This is a genomic window from Neochlamydia sp. S13 (genome assembly GCF_000648235.2).
In the GTDB taxonomy this organism is placed as follows: domain Bacteria; phylum Chlamydiota; class Chlamydiia; order Chlamydiales; family Parachlamydiaceae; genus Neochlamydia.
On the sequence record NZ_AP017977.1, the window covers coordinates 1,366,428 to 1,392,941 of the forward strand.

The following is a 26,514-nucleotide window of genomic DNA, read 5'->3' on the forward strand; positions in this document are numbered from 1 at the left end:
ATATAAATGTTGCTATATTAAAATTTTTTTCATAATTAAAACTAACCTTTTAAACATATTATTACCTGCACATTTGTTAAAAGCTTCTAAGAGGTTATCTTAAAATCCCTCTTTTAACTTATCAATTCGCCTTAACATCAGTCTAATCATCGATAGATAAATCCAATTTTCACTCGTAGTTGTTAGATACTCCTACTCTTTAGAAGTTCTTCGATTACGCCCAATCCATGCAAAAGTCCTTTCTACAATCCACCTCCTGGGCAGGACTTTAAAGCTTAAATCAATGGTTTTTAAAAACTCTTCTATTTTATCCTCATGCACCCAAAATCTACGAGGAGGCCTTTTAACAATCTCAAAATCAATGTTATACTGATCTTGGCAGGTTTGCTTTAATACAGTGCCTTGATAGCCCATATCCGCCCAAACTTTGGTGATGGTCGAAAATAGGCTTTTGCATTTGTCTAACAGCTTAATTAAGGCCGTTCGATCGTTTTCGTCAGCAGCTCCTACATAGCATGTTAATAATCGGGTCGCCCAAGGGAACTTCCCCCTTAGGCTCCCACAGACACGTACGTGAAACTCTCGCTTCATAGGGCTCCTATTGTTCTTCAAGCTTTCCAGCCTTTTCCCCACCCCCATAAGTTCCTCGTATTTCTACTTGACTTATTGAGTTGGATTGAACAATTCAACCCCTTCGCTCCCCCTTCATTACAAAGGCTTCCTCACTACTACGAGTTGATCTGCCCCTCATACATGCTTCGATATTTCCCACTTTGTGTTCTTCACTTATATGGTTTTCTCTTAACATCATCTATGAGGTTCCCACGTTCCATATAAAAGCCTAGACTAAGTTCACGCTATCTGTATGCCGGATGCCATTTAGGCAGTAAACAGGTTGCCCCTAAATTTATCCTGGAAGAGTATGCAGCCCCCAGTTTTGACATCATCTTTACGCTTTCGACACTTGGAACAATAGTTCACTTTCGTTCGTCTCCTTAGCCCTCACCTGATATGTTTATCATACCTTTTCCTTAACGCTCACTACCTTGGCTTTTGACCAAAGCAGCTTAAGGTGGTTTGAAATCTCTTCCTGCAAAGCGACTTCGAGGAGCCATTTTCCTCATCTTTCGTATAGTTACGCACATCTACAATGTGCTCGTGGCACACAAAAGCCTTGCGTATCCACTAGAATGTGCCTTTTACGCCCCTTAACCTTTGTAGCTCCATCGTAACCTGTGAGCCCCCCCTTTCTACTGTTTTAACTGACTGGCTATCGACGATGGCAGCGCTGGGATCGGGGTTCCTCCCCATTATAACTCTTAATTTTTTCCTTAAATGATGATTAATTTTCTCAAAAAAAATGTGCGTCTTTCCGCTTCTTAAAGTAAGTGTAAACTGTTTTCCAATGAGGAAAATCTTTGGGTAGATAATGCCATTGGCAACCGGTTCTTAAGACATAAAAAATAGCTTCTAATAGTTCTCTTTTTGTATGTTTAAAGGGCCTACCTCCTTTGCTGTAATCTACTTCAAAGTAAATTTTAATGGCTTCCCCTTCACGATTTGATAAATGACTAGGGTATGTATTGCTCATCTTTACCTCCCTTTTCTCTCACGATTATCTTAAATAAGTTGTTTTACATCAACCTATTAGATCTTTAATAAAGCAGATGGACTCTGTACAGGACAAAAATTGAAAAAGCCCGTCTAAAAATTTATACTGTTATCTTTTACTAGGAGAAAACAGATGAAAGAAATAGACGAGCTAAGAGAAATTTTAAGTCAAACTTTAGATTGGAACCGAGCAAGACTTACATGCTTTTGTCAAATTGTTCTAGCTCTCTTTAGGGTTAGAAGCGTTAATCTTACTCAACTAGCCACAGCTTTTCAAGGAAAAGCAAAGCTAGACTCCCACTATAAAAGGCTACAACGCTTTTTCCGAGAACTAAAATTTGATAGGTTGGATGCTTTTAAAATTATTTTACAAATATTTCCTATTAAAAGGAAAGTATGGCTGATTATAGATAGAACAAATTGGCAGGTAGGTAGCAAAAACATTAATATTTTAACCTTAGCGATGACTTATGAAGGAACAGCTATTCCGTTGGTCTGGTTTGTGATGAATAAAGCTGGTAATTCCTCTACTGATGAACGCATAGAACTTTTAGAAAAAGTTATTAGGCAATTAGGCCCATCAAAAATTGCAGGTCTTATTGGAGACAGAGAATTTATAGGGAATCAATGGTTTGATTATAGGGAGTCAATGGTTTGATTATCTGATAAAAAGTAAGATTCCCTTTTATATGCGTATTAGGGAAGACACTCTAGTGGAAGGAGCAAGAAATGGCTATGCAATTTCTCTTAGAGGCGTATTTCGTCATCTAAAAGAGGGTAAAAAAAAGTGTTAATTCAACCTTTACAAATGCTCGGCCATTCCTTTTATGTAGCTGCAAGCCGCCTAAAAGATGAGCTTTTAATCGTGGTCACTAATAAAAATCCAAAAAAAGCTATAAGCAGCTACAAAACTAGATGGGAAATAGAAACCTTATTTGCTTGTCTAAAAACGCGAGGCTTTTGCTTGGAAGATACGCATTTAACATATACTGACAGAATTGAGAAACTTATCTTTGCCTTAAGTATTGCTTTTTATTGGGCGTATAAACTAGGTAATATAGCTGCAAACGTAGTCCCTATCAGCATTAAGAAGCATGGCAGAAAAGCTAAAAGTTTGTTTCGCTATGGGTTGGATAAAATAAGGAAAATCTTATTGGGAACACCTAGGTGTTTTAACCTTTTTCTTTGGTTGCTAAAGCTTTTTGGCCCATTGTTATCCTCAAGTATACCTAAGAGGTTTTTTTATGAAAAAATTATTTTTCGTCCTGTACAGAGGCAGATGGATAAGGTAAAATAGGGGGTTTTTAAGATAACCTCTAATACTACAGTGGTAAATGTAAACATAGCTTTCTTTGCCTTTGATAATGGTAGTAACAAGCACTCGCTTGATGCTTACGACGCCAATTAGACCATTCTAACCAATAGCTCCAGCATTGCTTGATAGAGGTATGTGCATAGATCACTAAACGCCTAGCTTCTTGTAAGGTATATCTAATTAAATTAAATTCCGTACTTTTAGAAACTTCTTCATATGAAGCCGACGAGCTTTTTTTTCTTCTCCAGTAAGTTGAAAGCATCGCGCAAGCCCGAAAGGAAAGTTAAAGCTAATAAACAAAGCGTCATGTGTCGATACCAGCCTGTGTAGCTTCTCACCTCATAGTGATCAAGCCCAATTTCTCCTTTAGAAGCTTCAAAACATTGGTGAGTCGACCTGCGGAACTTCCCCACAGGCCTCTCTTAGAACGGTACAGGAACCTCTCAATTCATACCGCTCCCAATTAAGCAAACGCTCCTATCATTCCTCTTTTCCAATGTACAAATAGTCCTGGGTCTTTTCTGACCATTTTTTCCATAAAGGTAATTGCTCTTGTTTTGTGACCTGCAAGTCTCTTGTATTTGCGCATAGCCCATGTGATTAATGATTTATTAAAATGACGGCAGATTTGATATAAAGCTGCTGGCCGATATTTCCCGTAGTATTCTAGCCATCCTCGGATGACTGGATTATACATTCTGGCTATATCTTTAAGCTCCAAATCTGTCTTATTTCTTATTTTCCATTGTCTTATGGCTGCTTGCATAGATTTTAACGCTGTTTTACTTACGGCTGGTGTAAAACTTACAAACATGCTATTTCGTTTGCTATTTTTGACCAATCTTGGCCGAAAGGTATATCCTAAGACTCGATGATGTACTTTTTTCTTGTTGACTAATTTTTAATAAAATATTGTTATACCTTATCAACTCATTAAAAATAATTTTTCGTCTATGTTTTCCCAACCGCTTCCCTTTATTAAAGAATATTTAAATCAACTTGAAGTGGCTCTCAAGCAAGAAAATCCTCATAATAATTTATCCAAAATTCAATGGTGTTGGCTAGCCTTTTGTTTGATGGGAATATTAGTTACTAATTCAATCTGTTGGGCAAAATTTGAAAGGGCTGGGCTTAAAAGTTATAAAAAGATGGCTTTATCGGCCATGTTTAGACGTGCTAAGATTGCTTGGAATAGGCTGCTAATTTGTAGTGTTCGCGCGGTCCTGCATAAACATGGCATCACAGAAGGGGTTCTTATTATCGATGATAAAGATCACAGTCGATCAAAAAATGCTGAGAAATTGCATCATTTACATAAAATCCGGGATAAAAAAACAAGTGGTTATTTTTGTGGTCAAAATATAATATTTCTTCAGCTAGTGACTAAAAAATTTTGCATTCCCGTCTCCTTTGCCTTTTATTCTCCCGATCCCGTACTCACAAGATGGCAACAGGAAGTGAGGAAGCTAAAAAAGTTGGGAATTTTAAAAAAAGACCGTCCCAAAGAGCCTAAAAGGTCATTAGAATATCCAAAAAAGTATACATTAGCTTTACAATTACTTAAAAATTTTGCTTGTGAATTTCCTGCTTTTAAGGTCACTTGTGTACTGGCTGATGCTCTTTACGGCAACGGCTTGTTTGTAGATGGAGTAGAAGGTATTTGGCCTGGAGTGCAAATCATTACTCAGCTTAGAAAGAATCAAAAAGTCATGCGGGGTAAAAAATCTCTCTCGTGCCAAGAATTCTTTGAAGCCTACAAAGGCTGGAATCAGGAAATTTTCATTCGCGGTGATAAAAAAAATGTGGTGCAAGCCGGGGGAGCAAGATTGTATGTTCCTTCTCACCACAAAAAACGATTTGTAATAGCCCTTAAATATGAGGGCGAAAATGAGTATCGCTATCTTATGGCTGCAAATCTTTCATGGAATATGAAAGATGTGATGCAAGGATATACTTTAAGATGGTTAGTAGAGGTTTTTATTGAGGATTGGAGTAGTCATTGTGGGTTTTGCAGTTTGGCCAAACAGTGCGGCGTTGAGGGATCAGAGCGACCTTTGATTCTAAGCCTGCTGTTTGACCACTGCTTTCTTTTTCATTTGTCTCAAACAAATTTCATTAAGAACAAACTCCCTTTAGCAACCTTGGGGAGCCTAGTAGAAAAGTCTAGAGTGGATGCTTTATGTCAAGTTATAAGAGAAATTGTTGAGCATGAAAATTCAAAAGAACTCTTCCGTGATTTCGAAAAGACGCTAGATGAAATCTTTGTTTTAAGGCCTTCTCGTAAACATTTAAATGCAGTACAAGAAAATGTAACTTTTGAGTCATCAAGAAAAGTTGCCTAACTGTCAAGAATAAAAAAGTATATCATCGAGTAAGAAGTCAAATTTGATTTCCTTGTATTTTTCCTTACGATCTACATCTTTGCAGTAGACAATCTTTGTTTTATCGGGATGAAGTGTCAAACCACATTTTTCCATTCGCTTTTCAAGCATATGTAGGATTTGTTTTGCTTCTTGTTCCGTCTTACAATGTACTAGTGCATCATCGGCGTATCTACACCATGGTATGTCAGGATAATCCCTTGTCATCCATGCGTCAAATACATAATGAAGAAATAGATTCGCAAGCACGGGGCTGATTACTCCCCCTTGAGGTGTACCCTTCGTTCTTTGAACAAGGGTTCCATTTTCTAGTTGGAGTGGTGCTTTCAGCCATCTTTCGATATACAAAATAACCCATTTGTTATCTGTATGTTTTCTTACTGCTTTCATTAGAAGGTCATGGTCTATATTGTCAAATAGACCTTTGATATCAAATTCCAGCACCCAATCGTATTTCCAACATCTTTGCCTAGTGATCCCTACAGCATCCAAAGCTGATTTATTCGGCCTATATCCATAGGAATTTTGATGAAAATGGGGCTCTACTGTTGGTTCAAACATCAGCTTTACAATCATTTGAGCTATTCTATCACTTACCGTAGGTATTCCCAAGATTCTTTCTCCACCACTTTTCTTTGGTATTGAAACCGCTTTTACAGGCGGTGGAAAATAGCTTCCCGAGGACATTCGGTTCCAGATTTTATAAAGATTGCTTTTAAGGTTTCGATCGAAATCTTCTAGCGTTTGCTGATCTATGCCAGCTGCTCCTGCGTTTGCTTTTACAAGTTTATAGGCCTCCATAACAAGTGTTTTAGAAATAATAAAAGGTTTTGTTTCACTCACGATTTCCTCCTAGAAATCTAGTTGAATAATGAATGTTACTACTTAATCCAACCTCTTTGCTTCAGCCGCATTACCAGCCTTCTTCGCTACTACAGGTTGTTCCGCCCCAGTTTTTGGCATCGGTACTCTCATTCTTATGATTTTTTGTCATTTGAATTTCTCCCTTATCATCCAAGCGACTGGTTCCCGCAGTTCCGTACAAACGCCCAAATCAGACTCACGCCATCTATACGCCGGATGCCATCTACACAGTAATCAGGTATCTTGTAGATTCTTTACAGGAGATAGAAGTGCCCCTGCTTTTGACATCAAATCTCTGGTTTACGACGCATCAACAATGGTTCAGTTTTATTCGTCTTTCTGATTCATACCTTCCAAGTTTTATCTCGACTTTTCCTTAATGCTCACCACCATTACTCTTAATAACAGCAGCTTAAGGTGGTTTGAAGCCCGTTCCTGAAAACCGACTTCGGAGGGTCTTCTCCATCATTTGTACAGCTTATGCACAAAGCTTTTAGTTCATGTTTAACTTCTTTGTGCGCCTGCGGCGCACCCTCGATCGTCCAACGACTTCCTGCAGCTTTGACCATATCTTGTAAAGTAACATTATTGGGACAACAAGCTATATAATAAGCTACATCGCGAGGGTCTTTCATGTTACGCCTTAATAAAAGCCAACGTGTCCACCCTTCAGGGCTATCTGAATTGACTTCTAGACGATACCAATGATAATAACGTTCGCCTTTCGCTCCTTTTCCTGCCGATAAACTCTGCCAATCTTTTGGCTTAATTTTTGCAAGAAAGTGGCTGACTGGACTTCGATCAAAGTCTACGCTCACATGGTAATTAGAGGGTACAGCTAATATATAAGGGCAGCATTCTTTCTCTAGATAAGCTCTTAAAGGATAAACTCCATATACCTCGTCTCCCACTACCCATGAGGGCCTGATCCCATGGCCGAAAGCTCGCTGTAGCATCAACATGGCTAATTGTATTTTCGTTTTGAATTTAACTTCTTTAGGTATACCAGCTCTTGCTCTACGTTCTTCATCTAAAAACCATTCTTCAGGGATATATAGCTCTCGATCAATTAGTACGTGGCCTTGGTTAGTTGCATAGGAAAGGAAAACCCCTACTTGGCAATTTTCAATTCTTCCTGCTGTTCCACTATATTGTCTTGCCACTCCTACTGAATGCTTACCTTTCTTTAAAAAACCCGTCTCATCTATAGCTAGTATATCGCCTTCTTTATCTTTCAACACTTTCATTTGCAACCTATCTCTGATGGCATCTGCTTGCCATAAACCACGGCGTAGTAGATGTTGAAAAGCATACGGGGTTTGTAAGCCGGCCTCTTCTGCCAATTGCCAGGTATTTTTACGTTCTGCTTTGCTCATTAACCCCCATGTATATTGCAAAGCTACTTGTCTAGCTTCTTCTCGGCTAAAAAAAGGCCTTAAAAATAGAGCTAGCTCTTCTTTTTTTTGTTTTATAGTTTGGTTTATTGCTTTCAATTCCATACCTTACCTCCCTACTTAACAAATAAAATAGCATACTATATTTTTTATTACCCCTGTAGTACTAAGCCTGCTATAGTAAAATATCCTACCCTTTTGGATTTACCTGCACCAACACTTAAAGGCTATACCCCGCACACCTCAATTGCCGAAAAGTTTGAATCCATCATTCGTTTAGGATTTGCTAACACCCGCATGAAAGACTTTTATGACATCTGGCTATTGATTCAACAATTCGATTTTGAGCGCGACGAACTGAAGCTCATCATTCAGCAAATTATCAAGAATCGTGGCACGATTGTTAAAAGCTCTCCCATAGCATTTGAGGAAGCCTTTTATAATCATTCACTAAAGCAAGATCAATGGAAAGCCTTTCTGAGAGATATTTCTCATAAAGTTATACCTTTAGAACAAGTTATCCTTGATTTAAGAAATTTTTTCAGTGACCTTATCTTTTAGAATAGGAATACTATAAATATACACTACATGCAATTGAGTTAATGTGTTAAATCTCTTCTTAGTGATCTTCAGCAACCGTCGCTGGACCCTAGCTTTTTTAAACAAAATGTAGGCTTATAAGCTTACGGAAAACATCCTAAACATCCTAAACATCTTTTTAACTCTATTTACATCTAACGCATTAGTTACAAAGGTTGGCAATAAATATTTTTTGTTCAACGGTAATGTAATTAGTTGCTTAGCTTAAAGTCAGCCATTTTATATTCTCTTCTGTTTTTTCCTTTGATAAAATATAATATGCCACTTTAGCTTCTCATACGTTTCGATTATGCTATTGATTAACATTTGTACAAACGTGAGTATTGCTGATAGACATTAAGAGGTAAAAATATGAATACTAGAAAAGCTTTTTCTCAAGCCCGGAGCGAGCTAACTACAATCGTCAATCATGTAGCTTTTTGCCATGATCGATATATTTTAACTCGTAATGGTAAAGATTTGGCTGCTATAGTGCCTATCGAAGATCTAGAAATGCTAGAGGCAATAGAAGATGAGCGTGATATCGAGGTAGCGCGACGTGTAGACGAAGATATCAAAAAGCATGGCACAGTCAAATGGAAAGAGATTAAAAGAGATTTTGGATTGTGATTTACGAGATTGAATTGAGTCGTATTGCACATAAAAGCATGGCTAAAATCCCCAAAAAAGAGCTTAATCGCATTCGGAGTAGGCTTGAAGCTCTCTCATTAGATCCCGTCCGGAATATCTAAAAAAGATTCGAGGGGACGATATATAGAATTCGGAACGGAAATTATCACATTCTCTATAGAATATTTGATACCAAGCTTTACGTTTTAATAGTAGACATAGATCATAGGAAAGATATCTATAAAAAATTTTAAATATCTATTGATTTGTGGATGATCTGCTATCGCTTGTGAAACTACTTTTTTACTAACTATTATTCAAGGGATAATTGCCCCTTGGATGAATGCATCTAAATTTCCGAGACAATTTGCAAAGCCTGGCGACAAATATTTTTTCCTTGATCAAAGGTAATGCAATCAGCAGCTTGGCTTAGCGGCACCCATTGTACAGCTTTAATCTCTTCTTCCATTCTCTTTACTTCCCCTGCTACCTGGGCAATATAGTAAATAACAGTCTTATGAATGAGTACACCTTCAAATTTGAAGTAAAAGCTTTCTTCAAAAGTTTGATCAGATAGAAGCTTGCAAACCTTTAAACCGGTTTCTTCAAACAACTCTCTTTGAGCTGCTTCCCAAGCACTTTCTTGGGAATCAGGATGACCTTTAGGAAAACCCCAATGTCCCGCGTGCGATTGGACAAGCAGGACATGCCAGCCATCTTCAAGCTGAGCTAGAGGAACAATGCCGTAGGAATATTCTTTCTTCGTAGCCATCAGGGATGGTAAGCTCCTAGCACGATAGTGGCGTTATGACCGCCAAAGCCAAATGTATTGGAGATAGCAATGTTAATATCCTTTTTTTCCGCTACTGTCGGTATATGAAATTCTAAATCGGGTTCAGGATCTTCCAAGTTTATACTCGGATGAACCCATCCTGATTCAATCGCTTTGGCTGTAACGACAGCTTCCATAGCTCCTGCAGCCCCTAAGCAATGTCCAATCATCGATTTGGTCGAATTCATGATGATTGAGCTAGGTTCTTTGAAAACTTTTTTTAAAGCACGCACTTCCGCCATATCGCCTGCAGGAGTCGAAGTACCATGAGCATTAATATAATCCACTTCCTCAGCTTTTATGTCTGCATCCGCTAAAGCATTACGTACGCATAAAGCTACCCCTTCACTATCAGCGCGAGGCTCGGTAATGTGATAGGCATCACATGACATACCCCCTCCTAAATACTCCGCTATGATTGGAGCTCCTCGGGCTAAAGCATGCTCCAAACTTTCAATAATAAAAGTTCCTGCGCCCTCTCCCATTAAGAAACCATCACGACCTCGATCCCAGGGACGAGAGGCTTTTTCTGGTTCATCATTACGCTGGGACAAGGCTTTGCATGAGCAAAAGCCCGATAAGCCCATCGGGATAATAGGAGCTTCAGAACCGCCACAGATCATTAAATCTGCCTCACCTTTGCGAATATGGTTAGCTGCTGCAATGATCGCATTATTTCCCGTAGCACAGGCTGTCGAAACAGAATAATTAGGTCCCATAAAGCCTATATCCATGGCAAGCATAGCTCCACCCATGTTGGTAAGAATATAGGGCACAAAGAAAGGACTGACCCATCGCTGGCCTTTTTGTATGAGCGTCTGAACGCCTTGACAGTAGACATCCATTCCCCCCATACCAGAGCCTATAACGACACCACAACGCTCTTTATTAAGCTTTGCTATAACCTCAGGACTAAGCTGACTTGCTTCCAAAGCTTTTTTTCCTGCCACTAATGCATAAGCAATATTTTTATCAATGCGACGTGCTTGCTTTTTATCAATATAGTCACCAGATTCAAAATTCTTAATTGAGGCAGCTATGCGAGTAGGATAGTCTTCACAAGGAAAACTTGTAATCAAGGAAGCTCCACTTTTGCCGTCCAATAAAGATTGGAAATAATCATCTACCTCGTTACCAAAACAAGAGACGATACCCATACCAGTAATAACAATACGTTTTTTCTTCATGAAATGACTTAAACCTTCTAATTTTCCTTCACGTTAATGTGAAGATCCACAATTTTTGCTTGTTGCCATAGCTGCTCCAGTGCATATCTTTCTCGTAATTCTGGAATAAAAAGATGAATGATGATTTCCCCATAATCCATCACTAACCAATCAGGAGCTTTAATCCCCTCAATATGGAGAAGTTCATCCCCTCCTAGGGTCATCACCTCTTCGATTGTTTTTGCTATGGATTTAACATGACGATCAATATTCCCTTCAGCGATCACATAGAAATCGGTCATCGTAGAAAAATCGCGAACATCTAAAGCGAGTATGTTAAAACCCTTTTTATCATAAATAGTTTGAGCGATTAAATCTAAGTTTTTTAAAACAGTTTTTGACATATTCTTTTAAGTTTTTATTTTTGTCCTGGCCTAGAAGAATATAAATGATTTTGATATATGTAGTCTATCACTTTCGCAGGGACCAAATGGCCAATATACAATCCTTGTGAAACTCTTTCACGTATGCGGCTCGCGCTGATTTCCATTACGTAGGTAGAAGTCATTCCCGTTTGGAGAGCTGCGCAAATCTCTGGATCTCCTTCCCAAATAATAGGTTGTTCTGAAGCATACCGTCGGCAGATAAAAGGTGTAGCTAACGTAAGAATCTCTTTAGCCTCCTTCCAATGAACAAAGCTAAAGGCAGTATCTTCACCCATAATTAAGTAAAATTTACTTGGATATGCTTCTTTTTTTTCCTCCTTAATAATTTCACGTAAAGTATCAATAGTATAAGAGGGTCCGGGACGCTCCAATTCATAAGGAATGATGCCAAAATAGGGAAGTTCCTGCAGAGCAATTTCTAGCATTTTGAGACGGTGATAAGCCAAAGTAGGTTCTGCGCCTAACTTGTCAGGATTGACTAACGCCGGGCAAAACCATATTTCATCGAGTTGATGAGCTTCCATAATTTCTATAGCAGTATTTAAATGTCCAAAATGAATAGGATCAAAAGTACCACCATATATTCCTACATGCTTATGAATACGCATTTAAAGCTTACGTCCCATGGTTAATTTTGTAATATTAAAAGAGTTAAGGGTTTCCCTTTATCAGCGTTTTATTCCTATAGTATGTTTATGAGCTTGGCAAAGAAATAAATTTAATTTCTCCTTCTAGTTTTATCTGGCCAAACGCCCACACGCTCTAAAAAAGTATAAAAGTATGCCTTTTCCCATCAAGCCTTTTTAATATAACTATTAACATACGACCTCAAATTTTAAAATTATTTTATTTTTCATAGCAAAAAACGTTTTATTTTACCCTCTTGCCTGGGTATTAAAGTGCTAAATCATTTTGATGTTGCTAAAAGTCACCAAAACCTGTTGGCTATTGACGGAAACATATCGGCGTAACTGTTAAGATCTCTTATCGCTATTAAAAAATTTGTATACTTGTACAAGGCAATTCGCTGTAGGCTTTTTACTCTTTTTCCTTACTCTTATCAGGCCAATCGCTGTATTCTTACATTAAAAAGATAATGATACGCTTTTGAGCTGCTCTTTATGCAATCGCCTGCTATATAAAAGCCCCTTCTTAAGTAGTGAGATAGCTTTTAGAGGGTTGGGTATGGAGGCTTAGTTTTTTAAAGCGTATGATAAAATGAACAAACATTAATTTAAATAATTGGCCATTGATTTTGACGGCACATGGCCTTTAAGCGTCGATCTGGGTTGACGCCCACAGGATTTCCAACTGCGTAAAGAAGGGGTAAATCTAAATAGCTATCTGTGTAAGCAGTCACATTAGCTTTAACGATTTGCAATTCTTTTAAAAGTAGCTCGAGAGCTTGAGCTTTTTGAGGACCTTCCATTACCTGGGTAATATGAGTAAAATCACCCTCTTCATTTTTTTGATAAATCGTAGAACTCCATCTATCAACGCCTAGCCTCAACGCCACTTTTTCCACTAAAAAATTTGGTGAACTAGAAAATATGGCAGTATATGATCCTTCATTTTTAGCTTCTAATAGCTTTGAAAAGACGGGATGATAGATAAGCTTGTCCAGTTGCTGTGATAAAAATTTGGTGGCATGCTCATTAACAAGGGCTACGGAAAGGCCATAAAAAAAGCATTGAAAAGTAGATTCATGCAAGTTTTTTAGGCTAATGAGTCCAAGCTTAAACCTTAAATATAGGAAAGATAGACGGATCATTCGGTGAAAAGAAAGGACCTTTTCACGAAAAAGATAGATGCCAAAAAAGAGACTGCAATTTTTGCGAAGAAGTGTATGGTCGAGATCAAAAACAACTAGGCTATTTTTTCTTTTGGAATTGCACAATTTTGTTTTCAATTTCTTGAATGCCTTGGTTGATTTTTTCTAAGCGCTCTTTTTCAGACTTTATCAACTCGTTATTATTCATGGCTTTCTCAAAATCTAAACCTGAAACTCCTCCAGCTTTGCGCAAAGACTCTAGCTGTACTTTTATCGCTTGTCTACGTTCTTTTCTTTGTTTTAGAACCTCACGAAGTTGCTCAATAGATTGACGATCATCCTCGGACAATGAAAGTAAAGCTTGTTCCTCTTTATCTGAAAGAACATCGGTGATTAAGCTACGTAAAGATTTATAAAGGCGCTCTACCTCTTGCTTTTCAAATTTATTAAAAGAAGAATTCTGTATTTTCTGAGCAAGCTCATCTCTAGCTGCTGCTAGCTCTTGAGCTTCTAAAGAACGAGCATTATTGCCAAGCTGTTCGATTTCATTTTTTACTTCTTCTATTTTAGCTTTACGTTGCCTTTCTTTTTCTTGCTCATGTTGAAGGCGCACTTGCTCGTGTGCTTTCTGTTTTTCTAAAATCTGATCTTTTACGCCAAACATTTCGCTTCTTAGAGCTTTGATTTCATCTCTTCCCAGTTCAACATTTCTCATAAACTTAGAAATCTCATCTAAATGCTTATAAGCTTGATCATCCGATAATCCTGAAGACTCATATTGCTTTTTAAGCTCATGTATTTTGGCTTGGACCAGATAAAAATTTTGCTTAAAAGTAGCTTTTAGCTGGGCGCGTTCTTTTTTGCGTTCTTTTTCGGCTAATTTGATTTTATCCCAACATTCGCTAAGACGCATTCTCGTGTGGGTAAAGGCATGTGTGTTAAGGGTTAAAACCTTAGCAATTCCTTGCAGGTCTTTAATTTCTTCTCTTAATGCAAATAAAGAATCATCAAAGTTACCTTTAAAGCTATCTTCAATAAATGCTTCCACATCATCGCTAAATGTTTGGCTTACCTCTTTGATAAGCTCTTTCCTTAAAGGAAAAACTTGATCGCCTATTTCAGAAAGCCTTTGGAAAAACTTATTTTTTTGTCTTATACGCATGTCCGTTTTAATAAGTTCTTTGCGTAATGCATTCACGCGAGAAGCTTGCACATTAAGCAAATTAAGTCTTTTTTGAGTGTCTTGATAAAATAGCGCTTTTACAGAAAGCCTTGTGGGGATAGGACCTAAGTCAGGATTGGCAATTTTAGTGACTTGCTCTTCAAACAGCTTTATATCGTTTTCTAAAGCTACGATTGCTATTTCAATTTGTTCGGCTGCAAAAGAGCTTTGTTCATCCAACATCTCTTTTAGACGGCGGGCTTCTTTGGAAAGCTCGCTATATTTTGTCCACAACTGGGTACGTACAAGGGGAGAGAGGTTTTCTTTAAAGAGTTGCAAGCAAATATTGCGCACTTCCCAAAAGGCTTTGAAATGAGGGGCCCCGCTTTGGGCTAAAGAGCTTTCCATAAAATCTAAAGCATATTTAACCTTAGCGTCTACTTGAAGTAAATTTTCCATCTCTTGCATAAACTCATCGAGATGGGGATTATGCTTTTTTTCTACCACAGGCTCTTCACTAATTTCTTGCTCTGCCTCTTCTAAAGAAGGGGTTGGTAGGCATAGTTCTTCGCCTTCTGGATTAACCGAGGATAGGAATTTCTCATCTTGATGAGGTGTCGTTTCTTGTATATTTTGATTTTTACTTTCTAAGTCGCTCATGGAAATTCTTAAAGATATATGTTTAATGGAATTTTAGAGCAAAATCATAGCTGATTTACCCTTTTCGGTAAAGCTCTTTAAAAAACAATAATAATTAGCAGCTTTCGAAATCTTTAGAAATAAGGTCGGCAATCATTTGCGTATCATATAAATCCATATCAATCCAGTTAAACAAAGGTTCTTTGCCAAACCAGGTATGCTGACGTTTGGCATAGTTTCTAGAAGCTCGTTTAAATGTCTCGACAAACTGAAGATAATCATCGGGCCTTTTAGCGGTTGCTAAATAAGCAATAGCTTGCTTATAGCCTATCGCTTGGGCTGCAGAGGAATTAGCTAAAAGACCTTTTTTTAATAAACCTTGCACTTCTTCTAGCAAGCCATCTTCAATCATTTGATCGCAACGGTTTTCAATACGATGATATAAATGAGGCCTAGGTCGAAATAAAAACCAGCAACGAAAGTCATAATTTTGAAGCTTATGACGCCCCTTCCACGATAACTTGCTAACTTTTTCTCCAGTTAAAGTAATGATTTCCAAAGCACGCACAATCTTTTGCTTATCATTTTTTGTAATCCCACTGGCGTAATGTAGGTCTAGCTGTTGAAGGCGAGCATACAAGGCATCAGGACCTAGCCTATCATATTCTTCTTCTAAAGCTTGTCTAATTTCAGGAATAGAGGGAGGCCCCAGTGGAGGACCATAGAGCAAAGAATGAATATAAAAGCCCGCACCGCCTACTACAATAGGTACTTTGTCTCTATTGTGTATGCGCTGAAAAGCTTGACGTGCTTCGTAGCAAAAATCTACTACATTGAAAGAATCTGTCAAATGACAAATATCAATAAGGTGATGAGAAATCTGCTGCCGCTCTTCAATGGTAGGCTTAGCTGTGCCAATATCCATTCCTTTGTAGACTTGCATGGAGTCCGCCGAAACGATTTCTCCCTGGATCTTCCTTGCCAGTTGGAGGGCAAAATGAGACTTGCCGCAGCCAGTAGGGCCAGCAATGATGATCACGCGCTTTTTATTTTGAGGAAGAGCAGTAGGGAGCCGCTTCTGAGCTTCAATAGCGAAATTTATAAAGATTTGTTCTATCTCTTCTTTTTCTAATGTTCCACAGGCCACTATCAAATACCTAAACTTGGTCAAAGCATTGTTTTTATTGTTATTAGATTTAACCCTTTTATTCAAAGTGTTAATTTTTAACCTATCTCTTAAATGGTAAAATTAAACATACAAAACACCTTTTAAATAATTTCTTCCTCTGATAATAAAAGCTAAAAAGCTCTCATAGTATTCAGAGAAGATAGCTGACCACTTCAAAGTCTCGTCATCTTGCTTATTATTTAATTAAAATATTCTTGCTTCCACTAAGAAGTAATCAAGTAGTACTTATGGCTCTCTTCAATTTTATACCTACCTATTTGAGTTATTTTCCAGCTTAAATTCAATCATCTATTCATCTTAAAAAACATCACAAGCTTTCTAAAATATAGTTTCTAGCCTTTTAAGATCATCATGCTTTTTTTCTTTTTTATATGAAGTAATTTTTTAAGACCTTTAGGAGGAGCTAATTTTTCTTAAACACTTTTTCATTTATGGCTTCTTTCCAAAAACTGAGCTTTTACTTCTACAGGGTGCTTAATTAGCACTTTTTATTCTTTCCTTTAGGCCAATACATTTTGCAATTGCAGATGGCTTTTTATAAAAGCAAAGGCTGAATGGTCTAAATGATCTATACTACTTTCTTCTAGCTTCTTTTGGACGGTACCATCAACCGCAGGCACTTACTTCCTGGCTAGCATAGCAGATTCAAGCGTTGAAGCCATAAGAACATCTGTTAAAAGCCTGTTATCTCATGTGCAATGAAACTTAATTAAGGATTAAAGGTCAAAAGACCCAACAGGAATCACTTTGTTTGAGGCTTGCATAAGAAGCCTAGGCTTGGATCATTTTTTTTAGATGCACTTCATCAGCAATGACCTTATACCGTTCAAAGAAACTACGTCTGTAGAGTCTAAAGAAGAAAACACCTTTCTGAGGGCTCTTTTCTACTAAAAAGAGATTCTTATTAGGTTACGATTACATAAAAAGCTGCTTGAAAGCGTATGATTAAAAAGAAAAAAGATTAAGTAAGAGAAAAAGCAATATTTTCTAAATATTTAATCCTTAATAAAAATTACTCAATAATTTCAACCCTAACGCGACGTCCAAGCCGAGCACAAATCATCATGGATATAGTACGTAGGGCTTTAATAGTATTTCCTTTCCTTCCTACAACTTTACCAATATCGTGAGGATTAACCCGCACTTCCACAATCATTCCTCGTTCCCCTTCATAGCAATTAACGTTGACATCATTAGGGGCGTCTACTAAATTTTTTACAATATATTCAACAAATTCTTTCATAGCTCTACAAATGTTTTTTATAGTTTTACAAGCTAGCATTTTTAGCATCAGAAAGAATTTAACTCAAGAAGTATCCAATTAAAGCGCTTATTCTACTCGTCAAAACGTAACGAGAAAAATAAATCTAAAAAGTTGTCTTTTCCCTTAATCAAAAATCAACCAAGTAATTTTTTTTTAATCCTACACTATTTTTTTCCTAGAATTTTGTCGGTCGGCATGATAGAGCAATTTACCTTTTGAGCTCTCAATTACTTCTTCAGCAGCTAAGACATTTAAAGAGCAGGGCTTTTTATGTAGGCGAGCGCAGGGATACGTAAATCTACAACTAGAGGTTTAAATTTTAATAATTTTTCTACCCCCCCTCCTTCTGCATCTTCCATATGGTATTTTAATAAAGGGCGTAGTTGCAGATAATTGGCTAATTCTTGTCGATAATTGTCTACACTCAACCGCAATATATGCGAGGCTATCCCTTTGACAAGCTTTCCTGCCTGATCTGTTTTTTCCACCTGTTCATCAAGGATAGCCACAATTTGCCTTTTACCTTTGCTATCTGCAAAAGCCTGGGAGACATCAACACGAGATAGATAAGAATATTCCGAGCAACAATGGGTTGAAAGCAGATCAATTAGATAAAGGGCAAGCTTGCATTTAATTTCTTGGAGAGGTTTTCCCCAACTCAAAGGTAAAGCATCTGTTATTCCTAAGTATATTTCTGGTAGCTTTTTAGGAGTAAAAAAAGGCTTAAAGGGAAAAGTCACACCTTCCCGATCAATCACAGTGTTATGATAATCTAACAAATAAGCAAAAGGCTTCCTTAACTCGTAATCAACATAAATAGTTCCTGGAAGAAGTTTTTTTACATAGGCATGGGTAATCAAAGGAGAATTTAAAAGTTTTTGTTGAGCTGCTTGGGTATTAAAGCGAAAGATATTGGTTGGCTGATCAATCGATAAGTTAAGAAGCTCTGCAAGATAAGCTGTTTTCAGAGGTTCTTTATCAGGAGTCGTTTGCGCAATAGCTACAATGTTATACTGCGAATTATATAAGCGCTGTCTTTTTATATATTTATAATAAATTAATCCACCAGAAGCAGATCCGGAGATGGCTAGAGTAAAAAGCATAATCCATAAGCAAGCTGTACGTATAGAAAGCTTCTCTTGTTTTTTTCTCATAAGAATTTTTAACCTAAAGGAATGAAGATGGTAGAAGCGCTCTGGTGGTAAGCTCGCTCCCCTCTTTTGACAAACATAAAATTCAGGACTATTTTTGCTAGCTCCTCGCTCAGCTAGATCATATCATTTTTTCTCACTTCCTGCAAAGATGCTCTCGCATAAGTAATTAAATGAAAAGATGTAGTTAAGCATCCCTAAAAGCTTTGACGCTGCCTACATAAAATAGCATCTCTTCGTTTTCTTTCAAGCGCGAGTATAATTAAGCGATTGAATAGCTCCTCTCCATCTACTCCATTCAGCTGGCATATCATAGGATAAAGGCTAAGAGAAGTAAATCCTGGGATAGGGTTAATTTCGTTTAGCCAAAATTTTTCATTAGCATCAAGGAAAAAATCTACGCGTGCCATCCCTGTCCCTCCAACTGCTTGATAAGCAGCTGAGGCTAGCTCTATTCCCTCTCTATTTTTTTCGGGTGATAAAGAAGCTTGAGGAATGGTTTTCATGCTGTTTGCCCCATATTTAGATTCAAAATCGTAAACATGGCCTTGAGAAAACACTTCACCAGGAGGGAATACTTCTGCATTTTCGTTACCTAAAACTGCAAATTCTATTTCCCTAAAATCTGTAAGCCCTTCCTCTACTATTAATTTAAAGTCATATTGAAAAGCTTCCTGGATAGCTGAATATAAGCTATCGGCATGCATTACTTTTTGTACGCCGATCGTTGAACCTAAATGCACAGGCTTTATAAAAAGCGGAAAATTTAATTTGTTTTGAATCGACTGAATAATTGAGGTACTATCTGTTTTCCACTTTTTATAGGTGATTTCTACAAAAGGCAAGGTAGCTATCTGATGAGCTTGCATAAGATATTTGGTATGAGCTTTGTCCATAGCGATAGCAGCGTACACATGATCAGGGCCTATATAAGCTTTATCGAGAATTTCAAAAAAACCCTGAATTGTCCCATCTTCTCCATAGGGGCCATGAAAGATAGGTACAAATAAATCGCACTCCATTAATTTGTTAAAAACGCTTGCATCTATACAGGGGGCGATTTTTACAGCTGCTAGCTCCTGCATGCGCTCTTTAAGCGCGTGGAGATTACTATCTTCTGCAACCCAGTGCCCCTGCTTAGTGACACCAAAATACTGAATCTCATAAAGCTCTGCAGACACATACGTGCAAATATGACTAGCAGATAAGAATGTTATTTCGTGTTCTACCGAACGCCCTCCAAAAACTATTCCTAATTTAAGCTTACGTGGCGCTTGTTGCCCGAATAAATCGAGCAACTCTTGAGAAAGCTTAGTAATATCGCCTGCTCCCATAGAAACAACAATATCGTGGGGATGAACAAAATCAAAAAGTAGAGAAGCTAGATCTTGCCGCTGCACCGAATGAATTTTTTTTATTCCTTTAGACTCTACTTCCTTAATAATTTCTATTGAAGAAACCCCGTCTATAGGCGCTTCACCGGCAGCATATATCTCCGTGATAAATATCTCATCAGCTTCATCAAAAACATCTTTATATAATCCCAAGCAATCTTGAGTACGTGTGTAACGATGCGGTTGGAATACAGTAATCAGGCGCCGTCCCCCTGCAGCTTGGCGTATACCTTCTAGGGTGGCTTTTATCTCTGTTGGATGGTGAGCATAGTCATCAAGCATTAAAATATGATGCTTCTCGCCCTTTTTTTCGCAGCGACGCTTAATACCACCGAATGAAAGAAAAGCTTTACGGATTATATTTTCTGCAATCCCTAAGCTTAAAGCTAGGCCTAGCACTGCCGCAGCATTAAGAGCATTATGACGTCCTACCATTGGCAACTGAATAGACGAATAATGACAATTTTTAAAATCTACGTCAAAAGAGATCCCCCATCCTTTTTGAGAAAAGTTGCTAACTTGTAGCTCACAATGACTTCCAAATCCATAGCAAACACCCTTAGGCTTTAAATTTAGAAGATGTTCATTGTCCCCACACCAAAAAAGATGCTCCGATGTTTCCACTTTGCTTAAAAATTGGCTAAAAGCCTTAATTAAATTCTCTATCTTGCCAAAGTAATTAAGATGATCGGCATCAATATTAGTGATAATGCCTCCATAAGAATGATACTTAAGAAAGGTGCCATCGCTTTCATCAGCTTCGGCTATAAAATATTTCCCTTCCCCATGTCCAGCATTTGAATTAGAAGGAGAAAGCATTCCTCCCACCGCATAGGAAGGATCCAAGCCCGCCTGCATGATTACCCATGCTAAAAGAGCCGAGGTCGTAGTTTTACCATGCGTTCCAGCAACAGTTAAAGTTTTATACTCCTGCATTAAGTATAAGAGCAGATCGGAGCGATGAAGTATTAAGCATCCCTGCTGCAAAGCAGCATGATATTCCGGATTATCAGCCTTAATATCAGAGCTGTAGATGACAGCAGCATGGGCAGAAATGTGGTGAGCCGCATGACCGATAAATATTTTAGCTCCATTTTTCGACAATTCTTCCGTTATATAGTTTGCTTGCATGTCGCTGCCTGTTACAACCATCTTCTTTTTTAAAAGAATACGTGCTAACCCGCTCATGCCGATACCACCGATACCAATAAAATGAAAGTGTTTTGCTTCTGAAATCATGGGTGGAGCGCCTCCAGAATAAGCGTATAAAACTCTTTAGGCCGGTGGTTGATCTTGTAATTTTGCATCGCTTGGCTCATCTTTTTCCGTTTTTCGAGATTAAGAGATTCAATCTCACTTGCTAAATGAAAGGCATTTAATTCCTTTTCTTGGCACCTTAAAGCTCCCCCTACTTGCTCTACTAAAAAAGCCGCATTTTTTTCCTGATGGTTATCGGTAGCATAAGGATAAGGAATTAATATCCCAGGTACCTCAAATTCCATCTGCTCAGCAATGCTACCTGCTCCTGCACGGGTAATGGAGATATCTGCCGCCTGCCATGCTAGCTCCATATAGGTCTCAAAAGGCTTGACATAAGCCTTAAAGCCTGCTTTTCGGTATTCTTCTCTTAAAAAATGGGAACTAGAAGCATCGCCTGTTAAATGAATAATCTGCCATTGCTCTTTAGCATGCTTTAAGTGCTGAATTAAAGCTTCGCTAACCAAATTATTCAAGTTTAAAGCTCCTTGCGAGCCTCCAAAAGCTAAAATAGTATCTCGCTCTTTCTCTAGCCCAAAGAATTCACGTGCTTTAGAGGAAGAGCTACCTTCCTTATAATATTCTGGACGTAATGGCATGCCAACTTCATAAGTTTTCCCCCCTAAAAGATCTGCCGTATCAGGAAAATGGATGCCTACAAAGGAAGCATACTTTGCCAAACAACGATTAACTTTTCCGGGAACGCTATTAGCTTCATGAAGGATGAAAGGGATTTCTTTAGCTTTTGCAGCTAGAAGCATAGGCAAGGTGTAATAGCTCCCAAATCCTACCACCATATCAGGGCGATATTCGCTAATAATCTTGCAGCATTGCTTTATACCCTTTAAAATCTTGTAAGAAGCTTTTAAAGTTTCCCAAGGAGATTTATTTATAAAAGTAGCACAAGAGATCGCCTGGTAGCGGAAGAAATCTTTGTCAAAATAAGGGTTAATATCGAGATTTCCGCCTACATACAAAAGCTCAAGAGAGTCATTTGCTGCCATAAGCTGTTTGCCTAAAGCAATAGCAGGAAAAATATGGCCTCCCGTACCCCCTACAGTAATAATAATTCTTTTACCCATCTTCGCTCCTGCCATTAAAGGTGTCTACTATTACAAAACTGGGATTTCTAATTCCAGCGAATGATAAAAAAATTGCTTCTAGGAATAGGAATGACTTCAAATAGATAAAAACAGAGGCGTTTTCATCTGTATGTTAACCACTCAGCAATAAACTTTATTTTAAAGCAATAGACATATTCTTTTTTAAAGGCAAAGGATGGCTATAAGTTCTCTTGCCTCTCTTAGCTTAAAAAAATTTATTAAAAAGCAAGATTTCAAAAAATTCATGCCAAGGAATAAATCATTTATACTAAATAGCGCCTGCTTAAAAATTATGCCAAAAAATTATAATGGTTGCTTTTTTAAGTTTATTTTTATATGAAAGTTAAAAATATTTTTTACAACCTTCTTAAGAATAGATGGAATGTATGTAAAAAGTTTTAATCAGCTCTTGCTACGCATTGAAATACATGCCAACTTAAAAGAAGGATAAAAATATGAATGTAGTGAACGTACACAAGTCTACCCTATTATCTACTGAAAACAACTCCCATCATATAGCAAAAAATAATACTTTTAACCCTTCTAATCCTTTGGCAACTCTACCTTTAAAAATTTTCAAACAAATTTTTCATTCTTTCAGTAGTTTAACGGAAGACGAATTAAGAAAAATCCTTGATGCAAGAAGCTGTGCTCGAGTATTTAAACAGTACATGCCTAATAACGTCAAATTTTTGCAGCTCTATCAACCTCAGAAGCTACAATTCTATTTTGACAAACTCTCAAGCCATTTAAATAAAAATCTTTTTTCGATTGATGGTAGTCATAATTTTTTATCTGTAGATAGACTAGAAGAGAACTACACCCACACTTTAAAACTTACTATCCAAAAAGAAGATCCTGTTCAGACAAGATTATGTATAGAAAAACTAGGCGATATCTATTTAATAAAAGGAACGCAACAAACCCTCCTTCAAGCCGCAGGGCTTTATAATTATACCCTACATACTGCCTCTTTAAAAGGGCAAGAAAGTATTAAAGAAAAGCTATCAAAAGTGGAATTTTTACTCAGCAAGGCTTGCAAAGGAAAACCTGTAGATATTTCTATTACCAAAAAGCAATTTGAGGACAATCGCAGAGAATTAAAAAAGTTTAGGCAGGAAATAGAAGAGAAAATCCAAGCTCTCGGCTCAGATCCTTCATCTGAGGAAGTAAGAATGCTTTACCAGGAAATTGCTCAATGGATGAAAGTTTTCTTCAAAAGTCTTGTAGGTCAAGCTCAAAGGGGTTTAGGAGCTGCGCCCTGTGAATATGCAATGTTAGGATTTGGTTCTTTAGCTAGAAAAGAAATGACACCCTACTCTGATTTAGAGTTTGGCATTCTTATGCAAGAAGACACTTCAGCAAATAGAGATTATTTTAGACGTTTAACAAATCTTCTTCACTTAAAAGTAATCAACTTAGGCGAGACAATTCTACCTGCTTTAAATATTCCCTGCATAAAAAAGGCTAATTTTTTTGATAGCGTTACTCTTAGAGGCTTTGCCTTTGATGGTGAAGGAGCGGAAGGAAAAGGCTGTAAAACCCCTTTTGGCAATCGCCAAACATTTGAGCTTATCCAGACGCCTGAGAAGATGGCCCAATATATCGCTCAAGATGAACAAGGCAAATGGTGGCATGAAAAAGAGCCTCATCTTCCTATGGAATTGCTAAACTTTACTCATTTGCTAGGAAGTGAGGAGCTAACTGAGCACTATAGGAAAAATGTTCGGGACGAGCTTGAGAAGCCTTGCCAAGAAGGCCTTGATCTGTGTCAATATCTAGCCAAGCATCACCTAGTTCAAGAGGACATGGAGACTTTTAATCCTGGGATGGGCCTCTTAGAAAGACAGGGTATGCTTTTTAAAGTTAAAAATGATTTATATCGTTTTCCTCATCTGGCTTTAGACAGGCTAGCCCTTCTCAAAAAAATAGCGGCTTCCGACACTTTTACTAGGATTGATAAGCTAAGTGAGTTAGGGGTTATAACGGAGGGCGCCGCCGAAAAGTTAAAGGATTGGATGAATATAGCGCTATTTATGCGCCTTAAAACCTATTCTCATTATCAAGCGCAGCAAGAGATGATGAATCCGCTGATTAAGCCCTTTGGCTTCGATGATCCTGACCTTATTAGAAAGCAGTTTGCTCTAGAACATAAAGCGTTGGAAAAGATAAAAAAAATTTACCGTATCTTTATTCCTTTTTATCAAGTTATGCAAAAATTTTTAGGAGGCCACGAAGAAAGTCTTAAATTATCAGATTTAGAGGACAACTCGTTGCAGGCTCAAGGCAATATAGCTCTAAGGCTTTTACAACATAAAGAGGCAAAAAAATGTTACAAGTCTGCATTAATGATAGAGTCAAAAAATACAGAAGTACTAAATGCTCTTGGAGTGATTTACAATGCTCAAGGAAATTTAGCTAAGGCGGCCTATTTTTTTGAAGAAGCCCTTAAAATTGACTTTAAGTTATATGGCAAAAATCATTCAAAAGTAGAAAGAAATTACACTCATTTAGGAATGATTTACCATGCTCAAGGAAATTTAGAGAAAGCAATTGACTGCGCCAAGAAAGCATTCGAAATTGGAACCAAAGTTTATAATGGAAAACATCCTGTTTGGGCCATACTTTATAGCAATCAAGGAGAAATCTATCGTGACCAAGGAGACCTAAAGCGGGCGTGGGATTACGCCAGCCTAGCACTCAAAATTGACAGCAGACTTCATTCTATAGATTCTCCACACGTTGCAATGGATTATCATAATTTGGGAACAATTCATCAATCACAGGGAAATATAGCAGAAGCGGCTAAATACATTAATCAAGCCCTTCAAATTAACATTAAACTTTATGGTAGAAATCATCCTAATGTAGCAACAATTTACCACACTTTAGCGACAATTTACGATGCTCAAATGGATGTACAGAAGGCAACCGAATATGCTAAGAAATCTCTTGATATTTATATTAAATTTTTTGGAGAAAAACATTCCACCGTAGCTTCTAACTACCACAGTTTAGGAATGATTTACCAAGTACATGGAGATGTGAAGAAAGCGGCTAAATATATCAGCAAAGCTCTTTCTATTGCACTTAGCTTCCGGGAAAAGAATCCTCCCTTACTGGCAAAGATCTATGGTGGGCTGGGAATAAATTACCAAGCTCAAGGAAAGGTAAGCAAAGCAGTTAAATATGCCCAAAGAGCACTTGAAATTGCTCTAGACCAATATGATGAAAATCAACTCGAAGTAGTAACATGTTACAGTAATCTAAGACAAGTTCATCAAGAACAAGGAAATCTAGATAAAGCAATGGAGTATGCCAAAAGAGCACTTAAAATTGCTCTTAACAATTATGGTGAAAATCATTCTGAAGTGGCAACATGTTATAGTAATCTTGCACAAGTCTACCAAGAACAAGGAAATCTAGAAGAGGCTATTAAATATGCCAAGCAAGCACTCCAAATTGACGAACAGATTTTTGGTGAAAATCATTTCAAAGTAGCTCCGAACTATAATAACTTGGGAACAATTTATATAGAGCAAAACAATTTGAACAAGGCGTCTAAATATTTTAATCAAGCTCTCCAAATTTACAGAGAAGTTGTTGGCGAAAATCATCCTCACGTAGCAGGCAGTTACAATAATTTAGGAATAATTTACAAAAAACAAGGCAATTTTAAAAAAGCGACTAAGTACAGCAATAAAGCGCTTACCATTAACCTTAAGTTTTTCGGTGAAAATCATCCCAACATGGTAATAAACTACAATAACTTGGGAATGATATATCAACGGCAAGGTAATTTAGAGAAGGCAGCGGAGTACACTACTAAATCTCTCGCCATTGGCGCCAAGGTATATAACGAAAATCATCCTAGCCTAGCACTATGCCACACCAATCTCGGAATGATTTACCAAGAACAAGGCGATTTGGAACAGGCGGCTAAGTATATTAAAAAATCACTCGAAATTAATATTAGACATTGGGGCATAAATCATCCCACCGTGGCATTAGGTTATAATGAACTAGGGTCAATCTACCAAAAACAAGGAAGTTTAGAGGAAGCAGCTACGTTCACCAATCAAGCGCTCAAAATTAATATTAAGCTATTGGGTGAAAATAACCTTACTGTAGTGCTTCTTTACCGCAAGCTGGCACAAATCTACAAAGCACAAGGAAATTCAAAAAAGGCAGCTGAATATGCAAAAAAAGTGCGAGGCATTAAGCTTAAGCCGTAAGGAGAAATCATGACCATGAGCCTTCAAATCGTTTGAAATCTTTAAGGTAAACTCTAACCCAACAACATTAGGCATCTAAGAGCTTCCACCTTGGCTACAACTGGACAAATTTAAAATTTTCTGAAAGGTAA

General features: G+C 37.6%; 24 protein-coding genes and 1 pseudogene. 6 read left to right on the forward strand and 19 right to left on the reverse strand.

The genetic code is table 11. The annotated features are described in order from the left end of the window. Positions 1-192 precede the first annotated feature (192 nt). The 3 genes from TY21_RS05250 to TY21_RS11665 form a co-directional block, all read right to left on the reverse strand. On the reverse strand, positions 193-591 hold the full coding sequence (locus TY21_RS05250) for a transposase (protein ID WP_079979810.1): 399 nt from the start codon (positions 589-591) through the stop codon (positions 193-195). A gap of 594 nt (positions 592-1,185) precedes the next feature. Continuing rightward, the gene (locus tag TY21_RS11660; RefSeq protein WP_255501484.1) at positions 1,186-1,311 is read right to left on the reverse strand and encodes a hypothetical protein; all 126 of its coding nucleotides are present in this window, start codon (positions 1,309-1,311) and stop codon (positions 1,186-1,188) included. Between the two features lie 40 nt (positions 1,312-1,351). Further along, entirely contained in the window at positions 1,352-1,591 is a 240-nt protein-coding gene (locus tag TY21_RS11665) for a transposase (RefSeq protein ID WP_130589566.1), read from the reverse strand. 153 nt (positions 1,592-1,744) lie between these two features. On the opposite strand from TY21_RS11665, the gene TY21_RS05260 reads away from it, so the two are divergent. Together TY21_RS05260 and TY21_RS05265 are read left to right on the forward strand one after the other, a co-directional pair. Further along, the gene (locus TY21_RS05260) at positions 1,745-2,269 is read left to right on the forward strand and encodes a hypothetical protein (RefSeq protein ID WP_130589567.1); all 525 of its coding nucleotides are present in this window, start codon (positions 1,745-1,747) and stop codon (positions 2,267-2,269) included. 129 nt (positions 2,270-2,398) lie between these two features. After that, complete coding sequence (locus TY21_RS05265) at positions 2,399-2,908, forward strand: transposase (protein WP_130589568.1); 510 nt, start codon at positions 2,399-2,401, stop codon at positions 2,906-2,908. 25 nt (positions 2,909-2,933) lie between these two features. Here the strand turns inward: TY21_RS05265 and TY21_RS11005 are convergent, their stop codons facing one another. The 3 genes and pseudogenes from TY21_RS11005 to TY21_RS05275 all read right to left on the reverse strand — a co-directional run bounded on the left by TY21_RS11005 (position 2,934) and on the right by TY21_RS05275 (position 3,740). Then, positions 2,934-3,188, reverse strand: coding sequence for a hypothetical protein (locus TY21_RS11005; protein ID WP_158623028.1), 255 nt, complete (start codon positions 3,186-3,188; stop codon positions 2,934-2,936). Next, positions 3,139-3,306 (reverse strand): annotated as a pseudogene (locus tag TY21_RS11855) (IS701 family transposase); the annotation flags it as partial. The gene TY21_RS11005 and the pseudogene TY21_RS11855, both read right to left, overlap by 50 nt. 83 nt (positions 3,307-3,389) lie before the next feature. Continuing rightward, positions 3,390-3,740 carry a group II intron maturase-specific domain-containing protein gene (locus TY21_RS05275; RefSeq protein WP_042242165.1) on the reverse strand — a complete coding sequence of 117 codons (351 nt, stop codon included), beginning with the start codon at positions 3,738-3,740 and terminating at the stop codon, positions 3,390-3,392. A 139-nt stretch (positions 3,741-3,879) separates the two neighbouring features. Between TY21_RS05275 and TY21_RS05280 the strand changes: the two genes are divergently transcribed. Next, a complete protein-coding gene (locus TY21_RS05280; RefSeq protein ID WP_130589569.1) occupies positions 3,880-5,268 on the forward strand; it encodes a transposase in 1,389 nt (462 codons plus the stop codon). Between the two features lie 3 nt (positions 5,269-5,271). On the opposite strand, the gene ltrA is transcribed toward TY21_RS05280, so the two are convergent. Both ltrA and TY21_RS05290 read right to left on the reverse strand, forming a co-directional pair. Further along, entirely contained in the window at positions 5,272-6,150 is an 879-nt protein-coding gene (gene ltrA, locus TY21_RS05285) for a group II intron reverse transcriptase/maturase (protein WP_174232791.1), read from the reverse strand. Positions 6,151-6,569: 419 nt separating this feature from the next. Beyond that, complete coding sequence (locus tag TY21_RS05290) at positions 6,570-7,670, reverse strand: IS701 family transposase (protein ID WP_130589570.1); 1,101 nt, start codon at positions 7,668-7,670, stop codon at positions 6,570-6,572. On the opposite strand from TY21_RS05290, the gene TY21_RS05295 reads away from it, so the two are divergent. Together TY21_RS05295 and TY21_RS05300 are read left to right on the forward strand one after the other, a co-directional pair. Beyond that, complete coding sequence (locus tag TY21_RS05295) at positions 7,647-8,126, forward strand: nucleotidyl transferase AbiEii/AbiGii toxin family protein (protein ID WP_158623029.1); 480 nt, start codon at positions 7,647-7,649, stop codon at positions 8,124-8,126. The genes TY21_RS05290 and TY21_RS05295 overlap by 24 nt on opposite strands. Positions 8,127-8,516: 390 nt before the next feature. Continuing rightward, on the forward strand, positions 8,517-8,774 hold the full coding sequence (locus TY21_RS05300; RefSeq protein WP_042239749.1) for a type II toxin-antitoxin system Phd/YefM family antitoxin: 258 nt from the start codon (positions 8,517-8,519) through the stop codon (positions 8,772-8,774). Positions 8,775-9,123: 349 nt separating this feature from the next. Here TY21_RS05300 and TY21_RS05305 read toward each other — a convergent pair whose 3' ends face one another. From TY21_RS05305 to murG, 11 genes are all read right to left on the reverse strand, one after another. Then, positions 9,124-9,546 carry a bis(5'-nucleosyl)-tetraphosphatase gene (locus TY21_RS05305; RefSeq protein ID WP_042239746.1) on the reverse strand — a complete coding sequence of 141 codons (423 nt, stop codon included), beginning with the start codon at positions 9,544-9,546 and terminating at the stop codon, positions 9,124-9,126. Beyond that, positions 9,546-10,793, reverse strand: a complete 1,248-nt coding sequence (gene fabF / locus TY21_RS05310) for a beta-ketoacyl-ACP synthase II (RefSeq protein WP_042239744.1) — start codon at positions 10,791-10,793, stop codon at positions 9,546-9,548. The genes TY21_RS05305 and fabF overlap by 1 nt, the downstream gene beginning before the upstream one ends. Before the next feature lie 17 nt (positions 10,794-10,810). Further along, a complete protein-coding gene (gene rsfS, locus TY21_RS05315; protein WP_042239742.1) occupies positions 10,811-11,176 on the reverse strand; it encodes a ribosome silencing factor in 366 nt (121 codons plus the stop codon). A 14-nt stretch (positions 11,177-11,190) separates the two neighbouring features. After that, a complete protein-coding gene (gene nadD / locus TY21_RS05320) occupies positions 11,191-11,826 on the reverse strand; it encodes a nicotinate-nucleotide adenylyltransferase (RefSeq protein WP_042239740.1) in 636 nt (211 codons plus the stop codon). A 626-nt stretch (positions 11,827-12,452) separates the two neighbouring features. Next, positions 12,453-13,127 (reverse strand): HAD family phosphatase, encoded by a 675-nt coding sequence (locus TY21_RS05325; RefSeq protein ID WP_052354425.1) that lies wholly within the window; start codon positions 13,125-13,127, stop codon positions 12,453-12,455. Next, a complete protein-coding gene (locus TY21_RS05330) occupies positions 13,090-14,811 on the reverse strand; it encodes a hypothetical protein (RefSeq protein WP_042239738.1) in 1,722 nt (573 codons plus the stop codon). Before TY21_RS05330 ends, TY21_RS05325 begins: the two co-directional genes overlap by 38 nt. A 94-nt stretch (positions 14,812-14,905) precedes the next feature. Then, positions 14,906-16,003 (reverse strand): tRNA (adenosine(37)-N6)-dimethylallyltransferase MiaA, encoded by a 1,098-nt coding sequence (miaA, locus tag TY21_RS05335; protein ID WP_232044334.1) that lies wholly within the window; start codon positions 16,001-16,003, stop codon positions 14,906-14,908. Positions 16,004-16,991: 988 nt separating this feature from the next. Next, on the reverse strand, positions 16,992-17,222 hold the full coding sequence (locus tag TY21_RS05340) for a KH domain-containing protein (RefSeq protein WP_039384138.1): 231 nt from the start codon (positions 17,220-17,222) through the stop codon (positions 16,992-16,994). Positions 17,223-17,494: 272 nt separating this feature from the next. Continuing rightward, a complete protein-coding gene (locus TY21_RS05345; RefSeq protein WP_052354423.1) occupies positions 17,495-18,397 on the reverse strand; it encodes a cell division protein FtsQ/DivIB in 903 nt (300 codons plus the stop codon). 194 nt (positions 18,398-18,591) lie between these two features. Continuing rightward, entirely contained in the window at positions 18,592-21,027 is a 2,436-nt protein-coding gene (gene murC, locus TY21_RS05350; protein ID WP_042239736.1) for a UDP-N-acetylmuramate--L-alanine ligase, read from the reverse strand. Next, on the reverse strand, positions 21,024-22,127 hold the full coding sequence (gene murG / locus TY21_RS05355; RefSeq protein WP_042239734.1) for an undecaprenyldiphospho-muramoylpentapeptide beta-N-acetylglucosaminyltransferase: 1,104 nt from the start codon (positions 22,125-22,127) through the stop codon (positions 21,024-21,026). The genes murC and murG overlap by 4 nt, the downstream gene beginning before the upstream one ends. Before the next feature lie 476 nt (positions 22,128-22,603). Between murG and TY21_RS05360 the strand changes: the two genes are divergently transcribed. Then, positions 22,604-26,383: a tetratricopeptide repeat protein gene (locus TY21_RS05360; protein WP_042239732.1), complete on the forward strand. Its 3,780-nt coding sequence runs from the start codon at positions 22,604-22,606 to the stop codon at positions 26,381-26,383. Positions 26,384-26,514 lie beyond the last annotated feature (131 nt).

Coding starts and splice junctions, on each gene's coding strand:
- TY21_RS05250 (WP_079979810.1), bottom strand. CDS start 591: ATGAAGCGAGAGTTTCACGTACGTGTCTGTGGGAGCCTAAGGGGGAAG.
- TY21_RS05345 (WP_052354423.1), bottom strand. CDS start 18,397: ATGAGAAAAAAACAAGAGAAGCTTTCTATACGTACAGCTTGCTTATGG.
- TY21_RS05340 (WP_039384138.1), bottom strand. CDS start 17,222: ATGAAAGAATTTGTTGAATATATTGTAAAAAATTTAGTAGACGCCCCT.
- TY21_RS05360 (WP_042239732.1), top strand. CDS start 22,604: ATGAATGTAGTGAACGTACACAAGTCTACCCTATTATCTACTGAAAAC.
- TY21_RS05280 (WP_130589569.1), top strand. CDS start 3,880: ATGTTTTCCCAACCGCTTCCCTTTATTAAAGAATATTTAAATCAACTT.
- nadD (WP_042239740.1), bottom strand. CDS start 11,826: ATGCGTATTCATAAGCATGTAGGAATATATGGTGGTACTTTTGATCCT.
- TY21_RS05305 (WP_042239746.1), bottom strand. CDS start 9,546: ATGGCTACGAAGAAAGAATATTCCTACGGCATTGTTCCTCTAGCTCAG.
- TY21_RS05330 (WP_042239738.1), bottom strand. CDS start 14,811: ATGAGCGACTTAGAAAGTAAAAATCAAAATATACAAGAAACGACACCT.
- TY21_RS11660 (WP_255501484.1), bottom strand. CDS start 1,311: ATGGGGAGGAACCCCGATCCCAGCGCTGCCATCGTCGATAGCCAGTCA.
- murC (WP_042239736.1), bottom strand. CDS start 21,027: ATGATTTCAGAAGCAAAACACTTTCATTTTATTGGTATCGGTGGTATC.
- rsfS (WP_042239742.1), bottom strand. CDS start 11,176: ATGTCAAAAACTGTTTTAAAAAACTTAGATTTAATCGCTCAAACTATT.
- TY21_RS05275 (WP_042242165.1), bottom strand. CDS start 3,740: ATGTTTGTAAGTTTTACACCAGCCGTAAGTAAAACAGCGTTAAAATCT.
- TY21_RS05290 (WP_130589570.1), bottom strand. CDS start 7,670: ATGGAATTGAAAGCAATAAACCAAACTATAAAACAAAAAAAAGAAGAG.
- TY21_RS05300 (WP_042239749.1), top strand. CDS start 8,517: ATGAATACTAGAAAAGCTTTTTCTCAAGCCCGGAGCGAGCTAACTACA.
- TY21_RS11005 (WP_158623028.1), bottom strand. CDS start 3,188: ATGCTTTCAACTTACTGGAGAAGAAAAAAAAGCTCGTCGGCTTCATAT.
- murG (WP_042239734.1), bottom strand. CDS start 22,127: ATGGGTAAAAGAATTATTATTACTGTAGGGGGTACGGGAGGCCATATT.
- fabF (WP_042239744.1), bottom strand. CDS start 10,793: ATGAAGAAAAAACGTATTGTTATTACTGGTATGGGTATCGTCTCTTGT.
- TY21_RS11665 (WP_130589566.1), bottom strand. CDS start 1,591: ATGAGCAATACATACCCTAGTCATTTATCAAATCGTGAAGGGGAAGCC.
- TY21_RS05260 (WP_130589567.1), top strand. CDS start 1,745: ATGAAAGAAATAGACGAGCTAAGAGAAATTTTAAGTCAAACTTTAGAT.